At 37.9% G+C, this 19833-nt stretch carries 16 protein-coding genes, 1 tRNA gene and 1 pseudogene; 16 read left to right on the plus strand and 2 right to left on the minus strand.

All coding sequences use genetic code 11. The features are described from left to right. Positions 1-3 precede the first annotated feature (3 nt). The 5 genes from Q8N37_00445 (at position 4) to Q8N37_00465 (ending at position 4293) form a co-directional block, all read left to right on the plus strand. Positions 4-981 carry a sodium:calcium antiporter gene (locus Q8N37_00445; GenBank protein MDP3056977.1) on the plus strand — a complete coding sequence of 326 codons (978 nt, stop codon included), beginning with the start codon at positions 4-6 and terminating at the stop codon, positions 979-981. Further along, complete coding sequence (locus tag Q8N37_00450) at positions 968-2323, plus strand: endonuclease Q family protein (protein MDP3056978.1); 1356 nt, start codon at positions 968-970, stop codon at positions 2321-2323. The genes Q8N37_00445 and Q8N37_00450 overlap by 14 nt, the downstream gene beginning before the upstream one ends. A 323-nt stretch (positions 2324-2646) precedes the next feature. Continuing rightward, positions 2647-2721 (plus strand) — tRNA-Arg (locus Q8N37_00455). Between the two features lie 27 nt (positions 2722-2748). After that, positions 2749-3729, plus strand: a complete 981-nt coding sequence (locus Q8N37_00460) for an LD-carboxypeptidase (protein MDP3056979.1) — start codon at positions 2749-2751, stop codon at positions 3727-3729. 24 nt (positions 3730-3753) lie between these two features. Further along, positions 3754-4293 (plus strand): NUDIX hydrolase, encoded by a 540-nt coding sequence (locus Q8N37_00465; GenBank protein MDP3056980.1) that lies wholly within the window; start codon positions 3754-3756, stop codon positions 4291-4293. A gap of 16 nt (positions 4294-4309) precedes the next feature. On the opposite strand, the gene Q8N37_00470 is transcribed toward Q8N37_00465, so the two are convergent. Next, a complete protein-coding gene (locus Q8N37_00470) occupies positions 4310-5977 on the minus strand; it encodes a tRNA uridine(34) 5-carboxymethylaminomethyl modification radical SAM/GNAT enzyme Elp3 (GenBank protein MDP3056981.1) in 1668 nt (555 codons plus the stop codon). A gap of 26 nt (positions 5978-6003) precedes the next feature. Between Q8N37_00470 and Q8N37_00475 the strand changes: the two genes are divergently transcribed. The 11 genes and pseudogenes from Q8N37_00475 to Q8N37_00525 all read left to right on the plus strand — a co-directional run bounded on the left by Q8N37_00475 (position 6004) and on the right by Q8N37_00525 (position 19369). Continuing rightward, a complete protein-coding gene (locus Q8N37_00475; protein MDP3056982.1) occupies positions 6004-6735 on the plus strand; it encodes a class I SAM-dependent methyltransferase in 732 nt (243 codons plus the stop codon). A 117-nt stretch (positions 6736-6852) separates the two neighbouring features. Then, entirely contained in the window at positions 6853-9561 is a 2709-nt protein-coding gene (locus Q8N37_00480) for an N-6 DNA methylase (GenBank protein MDP3056983.1), read from the plus strand. After that, positions 9558-10157: a hypothetical protein gene (locus Q8N37_00485; GenBank protein MDP3056984.1), complete on the plus strand. Its 600-nt coding sequence runs from the start codon at positions 9558-9560 to the stop codon at positions 10155-10157. Before Q8N37_00480 ends, Q8N37_00485 begins: the two co-directional genes overlap by 4 nt. A gap of 9 nt (positions 10158-10166) precedes the next feature. Then, on the plus strand, positions 10167-11630 hold the full coding sequence (locus Q8N37_00490; GenBank protein MDP3056985.1) for an ATP-binding protein: 1464 nt from the start codon (positions 10167-10169) through the stop codon (positions 11628-11630). A 242-nt stretch (positions 11631-11872) separates the two neighbouring features. Beyond that, positions 11873-12478, plus strand: coding sequence for an NYN domain-containing protein (locus Q8N37_00495; GenBank protein ID MDP3056986.1), 606 nt, complete (start codon positions 11873-11875; stop codon positions 12476-12478). Between the two features lie 172 nt (positions 12479-12650). Then, the gene (locus Q8N37_00500; GenBank protein MDP3056987.1) at positions 12651-12890 is read left to right on the plus strand and encodes a hypothetical protein; all 240 of its coding nucleotides are present in this window, start codon (positions 12651-12653) and stop codon (positions 12888-12890) included. 284 nt (positions 12891-13174) lie between these two features. Beyond that, positions 13175-14398: pseudogene (locus Q8N37_00505) on the plus strand (aminoacetone oxidase family FAD-binding enzyme). A gap of 114 nt (positions 14399-14512) precedes the next feature. Continuing rightward, a complete protein-coding gene (locus Q8N37_00510) occupies positions 14513-14839 on the plus strand; it encodes a hypothetical protein (protein ID MDP3056988.1) in 327 nt (108 codons plus the stop codon). A gap of 2 nt (positions 14840-14841) precedes the next feature. Continuing rightward, positions 14842-17577, plus strand: a complete 2736-nt coding sequence (locus Q8N37_00515; GenBank protein ID MDP3056989.1) for an AAA family ATPase — start codon at positions 14842-14844, stop codon at positions 17575-17577. Positions 17578-17832: 255 nt separating this feature from the next. Beyond that, positions 17833-18975, plus strand: coding sequence for an aromatic amino acid transport family protein (locus tag Q8N37_00520; protein MDP3056990.1), 1143 nt, complete (start codon positions 17833-17835; stop codon positions 18973-18975). Between the two features lie 28 nt (positions 18976-19003). Next, positions 19004-19369 (plus strand): VanZ family protein, encoded by a 366-nt coding sequence (locus tag Q8N37_00525; protein ID MDP3056991.1) that lies wholly within the window; start codon positions 19004-19006, stop codon positions 19367-19369. A gap of 63 nt (positions 19370-19432) precedes the next feature. Here the strand turns inward: Q8N37_00525 and rplT are convergent, their stop codons facing one another. Further along, entirely contained in the window at positions 19433-19780 is a 348-nt protein-coding gene (gene rplT / locus Q8N37_00530) for a 50S ribosomal protein L20 (protein MDP3056992.1), read from the minus strand. Between the last annotated feature and the right edge of the window lie 53 nt (positions 19781-19833).

A 19833-nucleotide genomic window follows, 5' to 3' on the forward strand; every position in this document is an offset into this window, starting at 1 on the left:
TTTATGATTTGGCTTTACATCCTAATTTTTATAATTTCTTGCATTCTGCTTTATTTTTCCGGAGAACTTTTAGTTGGAAGCCTGACAAGAATAGCCAAATTCATGGGCTGGAAGGAATTCGTAGTCGCTTTTTTATTAATGGCTTTTGCAAGTTCCCTGCCTAATCTTTTTGTTGGTGTTTTTTCGGCTTTGCACGGAGTCCCCCAGCTTTCTTTCGGCGATGTTTTGGGAAATAATATGGTAGCTATGACCTTGGCCGTAGGTTTGGCAGCTTTCTTTTCCCATACCGGAATTCCAGGCAATAGCCAAACGATTCAAACAACGGCGGTTTTCGTTTTAGTCTCTGCGATTCTGCCTTTGCTTTTGTCGGCGGACGGAATCCTTTCAAGGGTTGATGGCGTTTTACTCATATCTTTTTTTGTGTTTTACCTTTATTGGCTCTTTTCAAAAAAAGAAAGATTTTCACGAGTTTATAACGGCGAACATAGCGCTTGTATTTACTCAAAGGTTTTAAGTATTTACAAAGACTTGGGCAGGGTAATTATAGCGGCAGTTTTCATAATAATTGCGGCCGAAGGAATCGTAAAATCAGCTGCTTTTTTTTCCTTTACTTTTAATTTGCCGCTGATTTTAATCGGAATTTTTATTACCGGACTGGGAAATGCCTTGCCGGAAATATATTTTACCGTAGCTTTGGCTAAGAAAGGGCATAACTGGATGATTTTGGGAACTTTGATGGGTGCTGTTATAATACCCGCTACTTTAGTTTTAGGAATTGTCTCTTTAATACATCCGATTGAAATTATTAATTCTTCATACGGAGTTATCGCAAGATTATTTTTAATTATTGCGTCTTTATTCTTCTTTTTCTCGGTGCTAACCGGAAAAAGAATTACGAAAAAGGAAGCTTTGGTTTTACTGGGACTCTACTTTATTTTTATCTTAGTCGCAATCGCCGTAGGAACATATGAAAATATTTAATAGCGCTAAGACAGAGCGTTTTATCTGCGATTTTCACATTCATTCCAAATATTCCCGCGCTACCAGCCGCGATATGGAGCCCGAAGCGTTGGCTTATTGGGCCGCGATTAAAGGCATTAAAGTAGTGGGAACCGGGGATTTTACGCATCCGGTTTGGATCAAGGAATTGAAAGAGAAACTGGAGCCGGCGGAAAAGGGGCTTTATAAATTGAAAGACGCGAAGCTTGCGATAAAAAATAATTTTAATAATGCTAAAATTCCCGCGGAAGTAGTTTCGAAGATCCAAGCTTCCGCTCTTGGCGAGATAAGATTTATTCTGACCGCGGAGATTTCCAGTATTTATTCGAAGGGCGGCAAAGTGCGGCGGGTTCATAATATTGTTTTTGCGCCTTCTTTTGAAATAGCCGATAAGATAAACGAGAAATTGAACACTATTGGAAATTTGCATTCGGACGGACGGCCGATCTTGGGACTAGACTCGAAGGATCTTTTAAAAATTATTTTAAATATTTCCACTTCCGCGGTGCTGGTTCCCGCGCATGCCTGGACTCCTTGGTTTTCGGTTTTCGGTTCCAAATCCGGTTTTGATTCACTGGAAGAATGTTTTGACGAATACACAAAATTTATTTTTGCCGTTGAAACCGGATTATCCAGCGATCCGGCGATGAATTGGCGCTTGAGCAAGCTTGATAATATTTCGTTGATCTCCAATTCCGACGCGCATTCTCCGGAAAATTTGGGACGAGAAGCCAATATTTTTGAAGGAGAGGTGGTCGATTATTATTCAATAATGAGCGCGATAAAGAATAAAGGGGAATCTGACGTTAAAAAAACCTTACCGTTGAAATTTGTTTCGACTGTCGAGTTTTTTTCCGAGGAAGGGAAATATCATTATGACGGTCATCGGCTTTGCAAGATTTCCATGAGTCCCGAGGAAACCAAAAAGGCGAAAGGCATTTGTCCGGTTTGCGGAAAACCGCTGACCATAGGCGTGATGTACCGGGTGGATGAATTAGCTGATAGAGCGATTGGCGGAAAACCGGCTAAATTCGTGCCTTATAAAAATTTAATTCCGCTGAAGGAGATCATTGCGGATGCTATGGGCGTGGCCAAAGGCGCAAAAAAAGTAAATGAAGAATATTTTAAACTAATAAGCCATTTCGAGACAGAGTTTGCCATTCTGCTTGACGTTGATATTAAAGAGATAGCCAAAAATACGACTTCTTTGATTGCGGAAGGAATTGAGAAAATGAGAGCCGGACATGTGCAGCTTGTACCAGGTTTTGACGGAGAGTATGGAAAAATCAAGATTTTTGACGGTAAGAAAAAGGAAAAACAATAAAGTTTGGTATAAAGCATAAATCCGCGCAGGGCTTGACAAGAAAATTAATTATTGCTATACTTTTTAACGCTAACCACTTAGTAATCACAAAGGTAATCACAGGTGGCTTACTGCTTAGTTTTTGGCAGGTTCTTCCGCCAACACTCCTCCCTTTGTGATTCTTTTTTAAAATCAAGCTTAAATAAGCTTGGTGTGTGGTCAGGTGGGCGATAGTTCGTAATTTCTAATGATACTTTGCCGGGATGCAAAGATTAAGATACGAACTATACGCCCTTTTAATTTTGCCAAAAAAGCTTAAAATGGTAGAATTGATGTTAGAGAAAGCTCTCGTAGTTCAATGGATAGAATGCGAGCCTCCGAAGCTTGTGATACAGGTTCGATTCCTGTCGAGAGCACCAATTAAATAATTTTTAATGACCGATTTTATGCAAATTATTAAACCAAAAAAACTTCAAAAAGGCGATATGGTGGCAATTGTTTCGCCGTCCGGAGGAGTGTCAGAAGAATTAAAAAATCAATTTAATAGTGGCATTAAATTTCTGGAAAATTTGGGTTTAAAAGTAAAAATTAGCAAGAATGCTTTAGGTAGATATTATTATTCTTCAGGAACGACAGAAGCGCGATTGAGTGATTTTCACGAAGCATTTAGGGATAAAGAGGTTAAGGCGGTAATAATGTCTATTGGAGGAACAACAGCTAATAATCTTTTGGACGGATTGGATTTTGATTTGATCAGAAGAAACCCAAAAATATTTTTAGGGATCAGTGATGGTACAACCTTATTGAATCCGATATTTTCTAAAACAGGTTTAATTACTTATCATGGGCCTGATCTAATTTTTACTTTCGGCTTGCCAGTGTCGCCGGTAATCAAAGAAAACTTAGTTAAAACTTTATTTGAAGGAAAAGGAGGGCAATTATCGCCGAATCCGGAATGGAAGGGTCTGGATAAACTGAATGAAAATGAAAAGTATCAAGGGTGGCGAACAGTGCGGCCGGGCAAAGCGAATGGGCGATTAATCGGCGGGAATATTGCTTGTCTTGAAAATTTGGATAATACCGAATTTAGACCGGATTATAAAAAAGTGATTTTGTTTTTGGAAGCGTATATGGTTAAAATCGAAGATATTGATATGACACTTACGCACTTTCGCCAGGCGAAAATTTTTGATGAAATCAGTGGTTTGATTCTTGGTCAATTTTATGGTTCGCATATGGCGGACAAAAAGCAAGACAGGGAAGTGCGGGATGTAATTTTAGAAGTTACAAAAAACTATTTTTTTCCGATTTTGGAAGTCGGAGAAATTGGGCATAATGTAGAAAATTATATTATACCTATCGGTTGCCGGGCAACTGTTGATGCCGAGCGGAAATATTTTTCAATTGACGAAGAAACGGTTATATAAGCAAATAGTTTAAACAATAAATCTATGGCGGGAAAAATCAAAAAAATATCTTCAGAAGTAGATTATAAGACCCCATATTTTAAAATTGTTAAAAGCGGTTTTTTGATTCCTGGGCAAAAAAAGCCGATTTATTGGTATCTTTTGAAACGCGCAAGTTACGCCGCGATTTTAGCGAAGGAGGGAAATTATTTTTATATGGTGGAGACATATAGGTTTGCGGTGGAGAAAAAAATGCTGGAATTTCCGGCAGGAGTTATTGAAAAAGGAGAAACGCCGCGGGTGGCGGCAAAAAGAGAGCTTGGCGAAGAAGCCGGCATTGTTGCCAAAAAATTTACTTTTTTGGGCTGGTATTACGCTTTTGTCGGAATGTCAGATAGCAAATCTTATGTTTTTTTGGCTGAAAATTTAAGTTTTACAAAACAAAAACTGGACGAAAGCGAATATGGTATGAAAGTGAAAAAAATAAAAATTTCCGATGTGGAAAATTTAATAAGAAAAGGAAAAATCCGGGGCGAGCATAGTATAAATAGTTTTTATATTTATAAGCTAAAAAATAAAAAATAAGCCGAATGGTTTCGGCTTATAGATTTTTTACCATATATTCATCTTTTAGTCTATAACTCAATTTTCTGTAATAATCGCGCACTCCAATTCCGGAGATGACCGCGATTTTTTTTATGCCAAATTCTTCGCGCACGATCCGTTCGGCTTCGGCGATCAATTGTTTGCCCAATCCGATATGTTGAGCGTTCCTTGTGCCTTTTTCCGCGATTGGCACAAGTTGGCCGTAAGTATGCACTTCTCGGATAATTGCCGCGTTTTGCAATGCTGGAATAAAATGTTTACCCTCCGAAGCCTTGGCGAAGGGGGGCTTTTTGCGTGATAATACTTTCGAAGGTATTCTCAGGCGCAAAAGCGCGAATAGTTTATCTTGTTTGGTGTCCTCAAAAGATAAGAAAATTTCTTTTCCGCCCGATGCCGGATAATCCATTCTTTTTAATTTTAGATTTTTAGGCGCGAATGTTTTATCTTTGATCTCGCGGCAGCGGATGCATCGGCAATGCAGAATATCTTGGCGAGTTTTTTGCTCGATTATTTGGCGCAGGTTGGAAATCTTACTTCCGGCGATAATGCTTTGCGAAGGGATATCGCGCACAAGGCGCATAATTCGGACATAGGGCGGAATATCTTTTTTTATATCAATCAAAAGATTCAGCAGTTGCTTGTCGGAGTATGGCTTGTATTTACCTCGTTTCCACCATTGATAAAGCTCGGAATTTTTTACCACTACGGTCGGATAAATTTTTAAAATATCCGGCTGGAAGTTTTTGTTGCTGAAAATCTCTCGAAACATTTTTTTATCGCGGCTTATGCTGGATCCGGGAAGATTCGGCATCATATGGTAATTGATCTTTAGCCCGGCGTCTTTCAGAAGTTTTGTAGCTTGAATGGTTTGGGAAATATTGTGTCCGCGTTTATTTAATTTTAAGACATCGTCATAAATGCTTTGTACGCCGAGCTCTACCCGAGTTACGCCGAGTTCGCGCAGTTTCAAAACTTCTTTTTCATTAATATAGTCTGGCCGGGTCTCAATAGTAATACCGACAAGACGATGTTTAGATTTCTCGTTTATTTTTTTAATTTGTTTTAAAGTTTGTGTTTTGGAATTTTTGATTTGTTTGGGATTTGGGATTTGGGATTTGGGATTTGTGGCAAAAGTATTTGCCGCTTGGTAGCATCTTTTAATAAATTCGTATCTATACTTATCCGGTATGGAACTAAAAGTCCCTCCAATAATAATTAATTCTATCTTGTCTGTAGGGTGGCCGGAATTTTCCAGTCCCTCAAGGCGCGTTTGGACTTGCCGGTATGGATCAAAGTCGTTGGCAATTGCCCGCATTACCGCCGGTTCGTTGGAAAGATAGCTTTTGGGCATGCCTTTTTCTGTGGGGCAATAAAGGCAATTGCCCGGACAGCCGAAGTCTTTGGTCAGCACCGCTACTACTGCTACGCCGGATTGGGAGCGCACTTTTCGAGTGCGGAGGAGGTTTTTTATCTCTTCTTGGCGGCTCAAAGAGGGCTTAAGCGCGCCGCTTTTTATCATTGTATTATACTCTTTAAGGAGTATAATATTTGTAGGCGTTTTAAGGTATTTTTTGCCGAATTTCCGCTTCAAAACGGAAAGAGCGTCAGGATTATTGACGTTGTTTTTAATGATTAATCTAATAAGCTGTTGGTTAATTGTCATCCCGTTTTTATTTATTATTGCAAGATATGGATATTCAATACGCAAAATTTTTAATGGAAAAAACCAAGCGAGATTACGATGAAATTGCCGAGGAATTTTCGGCTACTCGGAAGTCTATGTGGCCGGAGCTCGGGGATTTGGATAAATACGCGGAAGAAGGCGATAGTGTTCTTGACATCGGCTGCGGAAACGGCAAACTTTTCGGATTTTTGGCGGAGAAAAGAAAAAATTTTTCGTATGTCGGTTTGGATATTTCGGAAAATCTTATAAATATTGCGAAACAGAATTTTAAAGCGGAAAATGCCGAATTTAAGGTTTTTGACGGAATCGAAATTCCATATGCTGAAAATAGCTTTGATATTATTTATTGTCTCGCCACATTGCCTCATCTTCCTGGCCGCGAAATGCAGATAAACTTCTTGGAAAATGTCCGAAAAATTGCGAAACCCGGGGCAAAACTGATCATAACTTGCTGGAATCTTTGGCAGTTTAAGTTTATCAAATATCAAGCAAAAATGATAGTTAATTGTATCACAGATAAGATTTTAGGCAAGGATGAGTATGATTGGGGTGATTTGTATATTCCTTGGAAAAAACGCGGAGTTCCGCCGATTTTTCGCTTTTATCATGCTTTTACACTTGCTGAATTAAATAGTATTTTGAAAAAAGCGGGATGGGAAGTGGAAGAAATCGGTTATAAAAATCGCAACGGGAAGAAAAATTTCAATCTTTTCGCAGTGGCAAGAAAACCGATATAGTTAAAGTATGTTAAAAAGCAGGGTATTTCGCTCCGCTTTTTAAAATAGTGTTTTTAGTTGATTTTAAGCGGGTTTTGGGGTAAAATTAGGTAATAGTTGAATTTAAGGAAAATAATTATGCAAGAACAAGCGAAAGAAAAAATAAAAGCGCTGGTGGAAAAATACGAGAAAATCAAGAGTTCGGGGAAATTAAAATCATATACCGAAGAAGAAACCAAGAAAGATCTAATCCTTCCTCTTTTGGAAGCGCTGGGCTGGAATGTTTTCGACAAAAACGAAGTTTCAGCCGAAGAACATATCATTTCTTCTGGCAGGGTTGATTACGGGATCTATCTTAACGGCAGGGCTAAATTTTATCTGGAAGCAAAAAAGCTTAGCGCGGATTTGCAGCGAGAGGATTTTGCCAACCAATCAATTCGCTATTCGTGGAACAAAGGCGTGACTTGGGCCGTTTTGACCGATTTTGAAAGTTTTAAAGTATTCAATGCTCAAGAAATTGATAAATCGCTGGCGGATAAATTGCTTTTTGAAATCCCTTATACCCAATATCTTGAACGTTTTGACGAACAATTAAGCCTTCTTTCCAAAGAAGCGTTTGAAAAAGGCCTGATTGATAAATACGCCGAGGAACACGGCAAAAAACTGCAAAAAATATCCGTAAGCGCGCTTTTATACAAAGATTTGCAAAAAGCCAGAGATATTCTTACTAAAAGTCTGGCGGCGTGGAATGAAAAAGTTCCCAAAGACCTGCTTGACGAAGGCGTGCAAAAATTGCTTGATCGCCTTATATTTCTTAGAGTAGCCGAAGATCGCGGCGTTGAGCCGCCGACATTGATTCCGATGATTAGGCAGTGGCAGGCCAGAAGCAAACAAGAACGCATTTACAAATCAATGATTGAGAAATTTCGGGAATTCGATAAGATTTATAATTCCAATTTATTCTCGCCGCATCCTTTTGAAGAGTGGGAAGAATACGACGACTCGACTGAAAAGGTGATTAATATTCTCTATGGTAAAAAAGGATATTATGAATACGATTTCAGCGCGATGCCGGCCGATGTGTTGGGTAGCGTTTACGAGAATTATCTGGGCTATCGGCTTTCACAGTCCAAAAAAGGAATGACTGTTGATAAGGATGCCAAAAAGCGCAAAGAGCAAGGTATTTATTACACGCCGACTTTTGTGGTTGATTATATTGTCAAAAACGCTTTGGGTCCGGTTTTGGCTGAATGTAAAAGCATCACCGATCTTAAAAAAATCAAGGTTCTTGATCCGGCTTGCGGTTCGGGCTCGTTTCTTGTCAAGGCTTTGGAAGCGATAAATGATAAATATAAGGATTTCGGCGCTGACGGCGGGGTTTATACCAAGCTTCAGATTTTAACCGAAAATATCTACGGGGTTGATCTTGACGAACAGGCGGTGGAAATCGCCAGATTGAATTTGTTGATTAACGCTTTGGATAGCAAGATTAAACTGCCGTCGCTCGCGAAAAATATTAAAAATGGTAATTCACTGATCTCCGACACCGACGAAGAATTAAAAAAATATTTTGGCAAAAATTTCAGGGACAAAAAGCCATTTAATTGGCAGGAAGAATTTCCAGAAGTTTTCGCGCAAGGCGGTTTTGATGTGATTATTGGCAATCCGCCGTATATTTTTGCTCGTGGCGGTAATTTTGATGAAAATGAAAAGAAATATTATTATGATAACTTTAAATTGCAGCAGTATCAACTAAATACTTTTTTGCTTTTTATAGAGCAAGGTTATAATTTATTAAAACAAAACGGCGAGTTTGGTTTTATTGTTCCCAATAATTGGTTGACTATAAATTCATTTTCAAAACTGAGAGAATTTTTGCTAAAAAATGTTGCTGATTTAAAAATTATTAACGCTATCGAAACTGTTTTTGATCAAGCTAGTGTGGATACAGGCCTTTTGTTATTTCAAAAATCAAAACCGACAGAAATTCAACTTGGGGAATTGAAAGAGGGTAATATGCTCGATTTAACTACCTATAAACCAGAAAATTTCTATCAAAATGATTTTATTATTAATATTTCAAAATCTAAGAATGTTAACGATAACAATATTTTGAGTAAATTTGAAAAATGTGTTCAACTTAATGAAATTGCGATTGTAAAATCTGGGCTAAAAGCATACGAAGTCGGAAAAGGTATTCCTGCTCAAACTAAACAAATGAAGGATGATAGAGTTTATCATTCAAAAACAAAAATTGATCAAAATTATTTTCCCTACTTAGAAGGTAAAAATGTTCAAAGGTTTAAAATAAACTGGAGTGGTTGGTATTTGAAATACGGAAAATGCCTTGCTGCCTCCCGAGAAGAAAAGTTATTTAAAAGTGAAAGAATTTTAGTTAGGCAAATTCCGTCTCCTTTTCCTAGTTGTATAAACGGTGTATTTACCAATAAAGATTATTTAAACGATATAAACAGCATGATAATTTATGCTTCTACTAAAGAGTATAATCTTAAATATATTTTAGGGGTTATAAACTCTAGATTAATTTCTTATTGGTTTGTAAAGACTTTTGATAAATTTCAGAGAAAGATATTTCCGCAATTTAAGGTTAATGAGCTTGCAAAATTTCCTATTTATCCAGCCAACAGGAAGCAACAGATGACTGTTGTAAATTTAGTTAATAAAATGCTTGCGTTTAACGAGGAGCTTTTAGAAGCTCCCAAAAATTCCAATAAATGGAATTCGATAAAAGAGGAAATTGAGAAGACGGATAGAAAAATAGACAAGGAAGTTTATGAGCTTTATGGATTGAGGGAGGAGGAAATTAGGATCGTGGAAAATATATGAATGTAAAAGATAAACAAATTTTAAAAGATTCAATTGATGTTATTATTTCAAATATTCCAGCATTGAATATTGCTTGGGGGTTAAGTAGAGCACTTTATGGAGCGGGGTTGAAATTACGGGAACAAAGAGCTTTGGAGTGGGTGGAGATGGTAAGGGATAATCCAGAAGTTTTTACTCAGGAAATATTGCAACAGGAAGAGTTTCAGGACGGATTTGTGTTTTCTCTTGAAAAGTATTTAACATCACGAAACGAAGAAAAACGTAGATATTTTCGGAATATATTTTTAGGATATTCTAAAAATGATAATAAATACGAGTTTGAATTGGAAAGATTTGTTCATGTTTTGTCGCAACTAAGTTTAGAAGATATAGATGTTCTTAAATATGTTAATGTTAAAACTCGCAATAGTTACCAAGTTTTTGACGATTCAAAGTGCTTATCAAGCATTTATCATTTGATTAATTTAGGTATTTTATACAATGATCCTTCGTCTCGAGTTGGTCCTATTGAATTTCCGTTTGTTTATACTTCGACACTCGGGATAAATTTTATTAAATACCTTAAAAATGAAAAATGTTTGGCCAATAAAAAATAGGAGAAATATATGAATGATAACGATTTATTAAAAATATTTTTAGCCGCGCAAGAATGGCAAACATTCGAATGCAAAAGAGCTGCCATTAAACCTGCTGATTTATTAGAAACAGCGGTTGCTTTTGCAAATGCCGATGGCGGTCTTGTTGTTATAGGTCTTGAAGATTCCATGAAGGCTCAAGGAGAAAAAAGGTTTATTGGAATTAGTGAGAACGCGAGTAATGTTTCTGACTTTTTGAAACTGCTAGAAAAAGAAATCGAACCGCCGCTTATGTTGTGGGGAAAGTTTGAGCTTGATATTACAAACACGCAAGGCAAGGCGGATAAGCTTGTGGTAATAAATATTAAAAAGAGCAATGATGTGCACTCGCTTAAAAGAGGCGATACTTTCGTGAGGAAAGGCCATCAAAATGTTAAAATTGGCTCTACGGAAATAATACGGCTTAAATATGAAAAAGGCGCCATAAAGTTTGAAAATGAAAAATCCGATATTGGCCAGCTTAATGATTTAAACCGCGACCTTTTTGAACAGTATAAAAAAGATACATCATCCAGCGGTTTAGATGACTGGCAATTCTTGAAAGACAACGGATTAGCTCTAAATGAGGGTGGCAAATATGAATTAACTAAGGCGGGAATACTTCTTTTTGGTAAAAATCCGTCTGTTATTCTTAAAAGTAAGTGCGGAATAAAAATTTCTCATTACTATGGAACAAAGCCAACATATACCGATAAACCGAATTTTGTAAATCGACCGTTTACGATAGAAGGACCGCTAATAAAGCAAATAGAACAAGCCATTGAATATTTTAGCAGTGTTGTTAAAAAGTCTCCGCCAAAGTTAATTGGCGCTTCTTTTGTTCCGACCTTTTTAATACCGGAATGGGCATTTCAAGAAGCAATAACTAATGCGGTTATCCATCGCAATTATTTTGTGCAAGACGATATTCAGGTTAGATTTTTTGATGATCGGGTTGAAATAGAAAGTCCAGGCACATACCCTGGTCATATTACAGTTGACAATATTAGATCGGAAAGATTTTCAAGAAACCCCTTGATTTTAAGAACACTAAATCGTTTTCAGATTGCTCCTAATTTGGATATTGGTGAGGGCGTTGATCGCATGTTTAAGGTAATGAAAGAACAAAATTTATATGAACCGTTGTATTTTCCGCCGACCTTAAGGCCAAATTCCGTATTATTGATTTTATTAAATTTACACAAAGTCCAATATTGGGATACTGTCAGTAAATACGTAGACGAGAATTATCGAATTACAAACAAGAAAGCTCGCGAAATAACCGGTTTAAATGATGTGTTAAAAATGTCTAGGCTTTTAAAGGCATGGGTTGATAAAGGATTACTTGAAAAAATTGGATTGGCAAAAAAAGATAGCTATTATAGAAAGCCGGGTCAAGAAATACCTAAGCGTTTATTTTCAACAGGTATTGATAATAAAATAAAAAATAGGTAATTATCCTTTGTTTATGCAGGTTTTCTTTAATGTCATTTTCACAGCTTTTAAAATTCAAATTCTCCAAAAAGCTAGGCTTTTTAAAATAATTTTATACGGATACAAAATTTTCAAAAGATTCAATCAAACCCAAAATCGCGGAAATTTTTGAGCAATATTTCGCAAAAATCGGACATTGTAATATCTCGACTGAATTTTCTTGCCATGGCATAAATTTTCAGTTACAGTAATTTATTTTTAAAATGATTTTACCTAAAATTTTTAAAAAGAAAGATATTGAGAAGCCAAACGCAATATATGTGTTTATTGATGCGTCGAATTTATGGCAGGCGCAAAAGGCCAAAGGAAAAATGTTTGATTATCAGAAGTTGAAAATATTTTTGAAAATAAAATTTGGCGCTTCCGAGATTCAAGTATTTTATTATACCGCCTATCCCGCCAAAGGAACGCGAGATTACTGCCTTGACGGCAGACATAAGTTTTTTACCTATTTAAAGAAAGGGCTTGGATTTATTGTGAGAAAGAAAGAATTAAAAAGAATAACAACCCATAGCGATGAACTTGGCGATTCAATTCAGGAAAAAGGAAATATGGATGTCGAAATGACGATTGATGTAATTCATCATATGAAAAAGTATGATGTTGCTGTATTATTTACGGGCGATTCTGATTTTCTTGAGTTGGTAACTTATGTAAAAAATGGAGGCAAAAAAGTTTATATCTTTTCTTCAAAGAATAATATTTCCCAAGAATTGCGAACAGGCGGGGATGGTTATTTTGATGTACTTAATATTGGAGAAGATATTTGGGGCAGAGAATTAAAGCGTAGGGAGAATATGCCGAAATAAAAAGCAACCCTCCTCGCGGAAGGTTGCCCTTGGATGTAAAACCCTATCAGTTTATGGAAAACCAATAGATACTTATAATATACTCTTTCTAAATTTAAAGTCAATAGTCTATCCACATAATCAATAAAATTAAAATTTTCCAAAGATCTAATCAAAGAATAAGATAAATATTATGGAAACTACAAAAATAGCTTTATTTAAAGGAAAAAAAATTAGACGAATTATTTTTAAAAATGAGTGGTATTTTTCAGTTGTTGATATTATTGAGGCGTTAACGGATAGCGTTCAGCCGAGTAAATATTGGACCGCAATGAAAGCAAGGGTTAATTTGGAAGATGAAGTTCAGTTATCTACAATTTGTAGACGACTGAAATTCATCGCCAAGAAAATTCAGAAGGCATACCAAAATTAAAGCAAGATGCCGGCAGGGGAGGGAAGATAGCCGGAAACGCCAGAAAAGAACTGGAAAAAGAATTAGGCAGACCAATTGTGTCTAAAAAGAATTATTTGCAAAAACCGAAAAATAAAAAGTTATTAGATAAATAATATGAACTTAAAAATCTTAAAAATCAATTCATATTGAAAATCTGAACACAAAATTTTCAAAAGATTTAATTAAAGGACAAGATAAATATTTGGCGCTTTTCAAGAGTATAATTTATGAAAACAAAAACAAAAGAAAATGATCTATGGGATGTCGTGGTGATCGGCGGAGGGCCGGCGGGAATGATGGCGGCGGGAAGGGCGGCGGAGCGCGGTTTGTCAGTTTTACTCTTGGAAAAAAATGCGGTACTCGGAAAAAAACTTCTGCTTACTGGCGGCGGGCGGTGCAATTTAACTAATAATATTTCCGATATTCGCTTGTTGTCAGCGAAGTATAAAAAAAGCGGCAAGTTTTTATTGTCGGCTTTTTCACAGTTTGGCGTTGAGGAAACGCTTGAGTTTTTCAATAGCCGGGGAATGGCGACGAAAGAAGAAGACGACGAAAGAATTTTTCCTGTTTCCAATCAGGCGCAATCGGTTTTAGATGTGCTGATTCGCTATATGAAAAAAGGCGGAGTAAAAATTGAGACTAATTCTGAAGTTAACGATTTGACGATTGGCGCGAAAAAAAAGCATTTTAACATTCGGATCAAGGACGGAAAAGAGTTAAAAGCGAAATCATGTATTGTCGCGACCGGAGGCACTGCGCTTTCTGTTACCGGTTCCACCGGCGATGGATTTATTTGGCTTAAAAAACTTGGACATGCTATTGCCGAAAATAATCTCGCGCTTGTGCCGGTCGCGTTGAAAGATATTTGGGCGAAAAAATTAAGCGGAATAATTCTTGAAGATATTAAGCTTACGATATTTCAGAATGGCCGCAAATACGGAGCGGAAAAAGGCAAGATGCTTTTTGCCCATTTTGGGATTACCGGACCGCTAGTGCTTAATATGAGCAGGGAAATCGGCGAGCTGATAAAGAATGGCGAAGTTATTATATCGCTTGATCTTTTTCCGGGCCTTGATCAAAATGCATTGAGTAAAAAATTTCTGGAACTTCTCCAAAACGAGAGTAATAAAAAATTGAAAAATACATTAAGCCTTTTTATTCCTTCGGCGCTTGCTTTAGAAGTTTTAGAGATGGCGAGTATTGATGGCGAAACTTTTAACCATAGTTTAAAAAGCGAAGAACGGGTGAAATTACTTGCGATGTTAAAAAATATTACTCTTAATGTCCGGGGCTTGCTTGGAGCGGATAAAGCGATTGCTTCTTCGGGCGGTGTTGAGCTCCGAGACGTAGACTTTAAGACAATGCAGTCGCGTCTTGTGCCTCGCTTGTATATTATCGGAGACGCGTTAAATATTGATCGCGCTTCCGGCGGCTACAGCCTGCAGCTTTGTTGGACGACCGGTTTTGTGGCGGGAGATAATTGCTGAAGGCTATAAAGACTTTATTTGCTTCTCATACCGGGCGCAAAACCCGGTTTTTAATTTTATGGCAGATTTACAGGGTTTGTGATATAATTAAACAAAATAGCTTAGAATAATCTTATGTTTAGTCCCGTTATTAATTTTTTTTACGGCTGGTATATTGATGATACGAGAAATTTTTGGAATTGGCTCGGCAAGCTTTTAAAAACCCTTGATCGCGACATAGGATTAGTTGGTAATTTGCAAAACTGGGCAAGTCCTCTTTATGGAGACTATACTTATGTTGGGATAGTGATAGGGCCGATCCTAAGGACTATGAGGATTTTTTTTGGTCTGGCTTTTTACTCGGTAATAGCTTTTTTTTCGTTGATGGTTTATTTATTTTGGATAGCTTTGCCAATGGTGGCAATTATAATGGTATTTTTAAATTTATTTGATAAAAGATAATAATGGCGGGGATCAATGTCAATAAAAACAAGGATAGTATGGAAATTATAACTTGCTCTGTTTGCGGCGGCTTGGGAATTGTTGTCGCTCGTCAATCGGAAGCAAAAAGCCAAACGTGCCAAGAATGCGGCGGCGCGGGAGTGTGGCTCGCAAAAGGCAATGAAAAATATTTTTGGCAGCCGCAAAACAAAATAGGTTCGTCCTTATCCCGATGGCTAAAGACCGTTGTAGCTGTTGCTATTAAGATTTTGGCGATTTTTTTTATCATTTCTTCTTATGACAAAGCGATTGTTTTTCTGGAATCTTCCGATGATATTTTTGCTTTGTTCACTCAAAAAGGCGTCGAACCTTTTCTTTTTTGGGCATCAACGCTTGTTTTGGTTTACTGGATCTATCTTTTGCGGGCGGCGGCAAAAAAAGAGCGCGAACAAGATTTTGATATTTTTAAAATAGTATTCGGTGTGTTTGATAAAGCGGAAACAAATCGGGGAAGCGGGTTCAATATTGAGCCGCTTTTGGATTCTTCGGCCAAGGGAAAAATTTACGAAGCCGGAGCGATTGCCGAAGGATCAAAAAACCAGGTTGGCGTTTGGCATTTACTGAAAGCGCTGTTTAGTGATCGGGATATTGAACGGATCATTGCTATGCTTGAAGTCAGCCAAAAAGAAATGATCGAATTAATAAATAATAAGATCAAAGAAACCGCCGAGCCGATCTTAGGAGAGCAAAAAGTTCAATTCAATGCCGATATTAAGAAAGCCGTGATCGGTTCTTTGCTGGAAGCGGTAAAAATGGGTAGGAAAGATATTGATAAAATAAGCCTTTTTTCTTCGGTGGCGATAAATCTTAAGGATGTTAATTTTTTCTTGCAGGGATCGGGGATCAACGCGGAGAATCTTCATACGGGAGTATTGTGGTCTCAAAAGGAAAATAACGGAGGATTCTTACAAAAGTTATTTATAAAAAAAGGGCTCAGAAGAGTAACGATCAAGCATCGGATAATGAATAGCGCGTGGACAGCCAGGCCGACGCCGACTCTTGATAAATTCAGCTACGACATAACCGATTATGCGGCGGCGGGGGTTTTGCCTCCGATCGTGGGCAGAGAAAAGGAGATCAGCGAAGTAATGAGAATTTTGGAGAGAAACAGCAAGAATAATGTGCTTTTGATCGGCGAGACAGGGAGCGGCAGAAGATCTATCGTTAACGCGATCGGCAGATTAATGGCTAGTGATAAATGTTTGTCAAAACTTAGAGACAAGCGTCTGGTTTCTCTTGATGCTTCATTGGTAGTTTCCGGAGTGACGGCAGGCGGTGAGCTTGAGGAGAGAATACAAGATATTTTGCAGGAAATCCAATTGGCGGGGAATATTATTTTTTTTATTCCCGATATTCATAATTTAGCCGACTCGGGCGCTGAGCATGGTTTTGATGTTTCGGAAATCCTAACTCCGGTTTTCAGACAAAGCTATTTACAGGTAATTGGTACGACAACTTTTTTTGATTATCACCAGACGATCGAGAAGCGCGGCGATTTTGCCGATACTTTTGATATAGTTAAGGTGGAAGAGGTTACTCCCGATGTTGCTTTGGAAATTTTATCAAGGGAATCATACGGAATAGAGGAAAAAGAAGAAGTTCGGTTTACTTTTAATGCTCTTAAAAAAGCGGTTGATCTTTCCCAAAGGTACATTTTTAACAAGCTTTTGCCCGCCAAGGCTGTGGATCTATTAAGCGAGGCTGCGGTTATGGTGAAAGTGCGATCGGGAAAAGATTCTTTGGTAAAGAGCGAAGACATCATGGCTTTGGTGACCGAAAAGACAGGGGTGCCGGTTATTGATATTACAAGCAAGGAAGCGAATATATTAAATAATCTTGAATCAGAGATTCACAAAAGAATGATCGGCCAGGATTTGGCGGTTAAAGCGATTTCCGAAGCGATCAAAAGAATGCGAGTGGGTTTGAAGAACGAGAAAAAACCTATGGGTGTGTTTCTTTTTTTGGGGCCGACGGGAGTGGGGAAAACAGAGCTGGCTAAGACTCTGGCTGAGGTTTATTTCGGTTCGGAAAAATTAATGGTGCGCCTGGATATGAGCGAGTTTCAGTCGGTGCAAAGCATTGAAAAACTGATCGGTTCTCCGGACGGAGTTGTCAGCGGCCAGTTGACCGAGGCGGTAAAAAAGAAGCCGTTTTCGCTTGTCTTGCTTGATGAGTTTGAAAAAGCGCATCCCAATGTTCTAAATTTATTTTTGCAGGTTTTTGACGATGGCCGCCTTACGGACAGTTTGGGCCGGTTGGTGGATTTTACCAATACTATTATTATTGCCACATCCAATGCCGGATCGAAGATCATTCAGGAGCGGCTAAGGGAAGGAAAAACCATACCGGAATTCCAGGCGGAATTCGAAAAGAATTTATTGGAATATTTCAAACCGGAACTTTTGAATCGTTTTAACGCGCAGATCATATTCAAGACTTTATCCGAGGACGATATTACTCAGATCGCGAAGCTGCAGATCAAGAATCTTTCCAAGCGCATGGAGAAGGCTCAGGGCATTGAAATAAAGATCACAGATGAGGCGGTGGCAAAAATTTCAAGAATAGGATATAATCCTTTTTTTGGCGCTCGTAATTTGCAGAGGGTGATCACAGAAAAGATCGAAAACGTTATTGCCGATAAGTTTTTGAAAGGGGAGATCAAGCGCGGACAGGTTTATACGGTTAAAGATATAGAATAATTTTTAAGTTATAAAGTTATAAAGTGAAAAGTTATAAAGTAAATTAAATTACGACCTTACAACTTTAAGAACTTTATAAACTTTTTACTAATTCATGGGTGTTATTGAAAATAATTCCAAGTGGTTTTTTAAGAGGACGCTCTTTCTTTGGCTGCCATTTGCCGCGATCATTTTACTTATTCAAAAATGGCGAGAGGAAAGAAAGAAAAAAGAAGAGGAAGAAAAATGATCAGTTTATAAATTTTTTACCGGGACATGCTTAATGCCAGATTTTTCAATGCTCTTGCGATGCTCGTCGGCACTATTATCGGCGCCGGTATTTTTGGTTTGCCATATGTCGCGGCAAAAACGGGCTTGGTTCCCACGGTGATTTATTTGACAGTGCTGACTTTTATCGTTTTGTTGATGCATCTTTTGTACGGAGAAGTCGTTTTGAGGACCAAAGGCAAGCATCGCTTGGTGGGTTACGCCGAGATCTATCTGGGAAAATGGGGGAAAAGGGTCGCGACTTTATCCGTTGTTTTGGGCGGTTACGCCGGCCTTTTGATCTATATAATCTTAAGCGGCGTTTTTTTATCCAATCTTTTGGGAGAATTTTTTGGCCATGATCCGCGGCCTTATAGCATAATCGTATTTTTTGTCTCTTTTATTTTTATTGCCGGCGGGCTCAAAGTTGTTTCGTGGGTAGAGTCATTTTTGTCTTTTTTGCTTGTTGCCGCTATTTTTCTTTTTTTAGCAAAAGGATCTTCTTCAATCAGCCTTTCCAGTTTTACAGAGAGTATTAATTGGTCCGAAATTTTCTTGCCCTACGGGGTGCTTCTTTTTGCTTTGACCGGCGGTTCGATCATTCCAGATTTGATATCGGTTTTGGAAAAAAAAGAAAATTTGATCAAAAAAACAATCATTATCGGCACTTTGATCCCCGCCGTTATTTATTTTTTATTTATCGTAATAATTTTTGGAATTACCGGAGAAGCTACTACGCCGGACGCGATAACGGGATTAAAAAATTTTTATGGCGACGGGTTCGTGAAGATCGGCGCGCTAGTCGGATTTTTGGCGGTGATCACTTCGTTTTTGGCTTTTGGCATCAATTTGAAAAAAACCCTACAGCATGATTATAAATTTTCCAAAGCTTTATCTCTGGTGCTGGCGCTATTTGTTCCGTTCTTGATATTTTCAACCGGCTTTAACGATTTTATCCGCGTGATCGGATTTTCGGGAGCGGTAATGGGTGGCATTGACGGCGTCTTGATAATTTTGATGTATCAGAAAGCCGATCGCGAAGGCAAAGGCACAAGAAAGCCGGAGTATGATATTCCAACTTCAAAAGCTTTGGAATATTTGCTAGTTGTTGTTTTTGCGTTGGGAATTATTTATGCGATTTTAAATCCATAAAACAAAGTTTTGCTTGAAAAATATTTATATGAATTTTAAAGATAAAAATATTTTGAATTGGATATTGCTCATTTTTTGGATGGGAGTTATTTTTTATTTTTCCAATCAGCTGGATCTGAAATCCGGATTTGAAAGCCGGCTGGATTTTATTTTGCGAAAAGCTGCGCATATTGCCGAATACGCGATTTTGACATATTTGGCCTGGCAGGCGATAGGCGACGGGGTGAAAAGTAAAAAATATTTGATCTATGCCGTGATTTTTTCCATATTATACGCGATTGGCGATGAATATCATCAGACATTTGTGCGCTCAAGGATCGGAAGTCCCATTGATGTTTTAGTTGATAGTGTGGGAATAACTCTGGCCGGGTTGATAATTTGGAAAAGAAAATAAAACAGGTTATAATAAAAACTGCCGTAAAGGGCAGTTTTTATTTTTACAGAAATATGCTTTAACTTATTTTCGCGCCGTTTCCACTATTGTTTTGAAAACTTCGGGATTTTTGACGGCCAATTCCGATAATACTTTCCGATTTAATTTGATATTGGCTTTTTTAAGTCCGCCCATGAATTTGCTGTATGAAAAATCATAAGGCATCAATGCGGCGGAAATTCTGATATTCCAAAGCGCGCGGAAATCGCGTTTTTTAAGCCGTCGGCCGATCCAGGCGTATTTGCCGGCTTTGAGCAGAGCTTCATTGGCCGCGCGGAAAGTCGTGCTTCTTCTGCCAAGAAATCCTTTGGCTCGTTTTAATATTTTTTTGTGGCGCTTTCTGGTTATTACGCCTCTTTTTACTCTGGTCATAGGTTTAAATTTTTAATTTCTAATTTTGTGATTTTAAAATTTCGTTCGGTAAA

Source organism: bacterium (genome assembly GCA_030693205.1).
Classification (GTDB): domain Bacteria; phylum Patescibacteriota; class Minisyncoccia; order JAHIHE01; family JAHIHE01; genus JAHILZ01.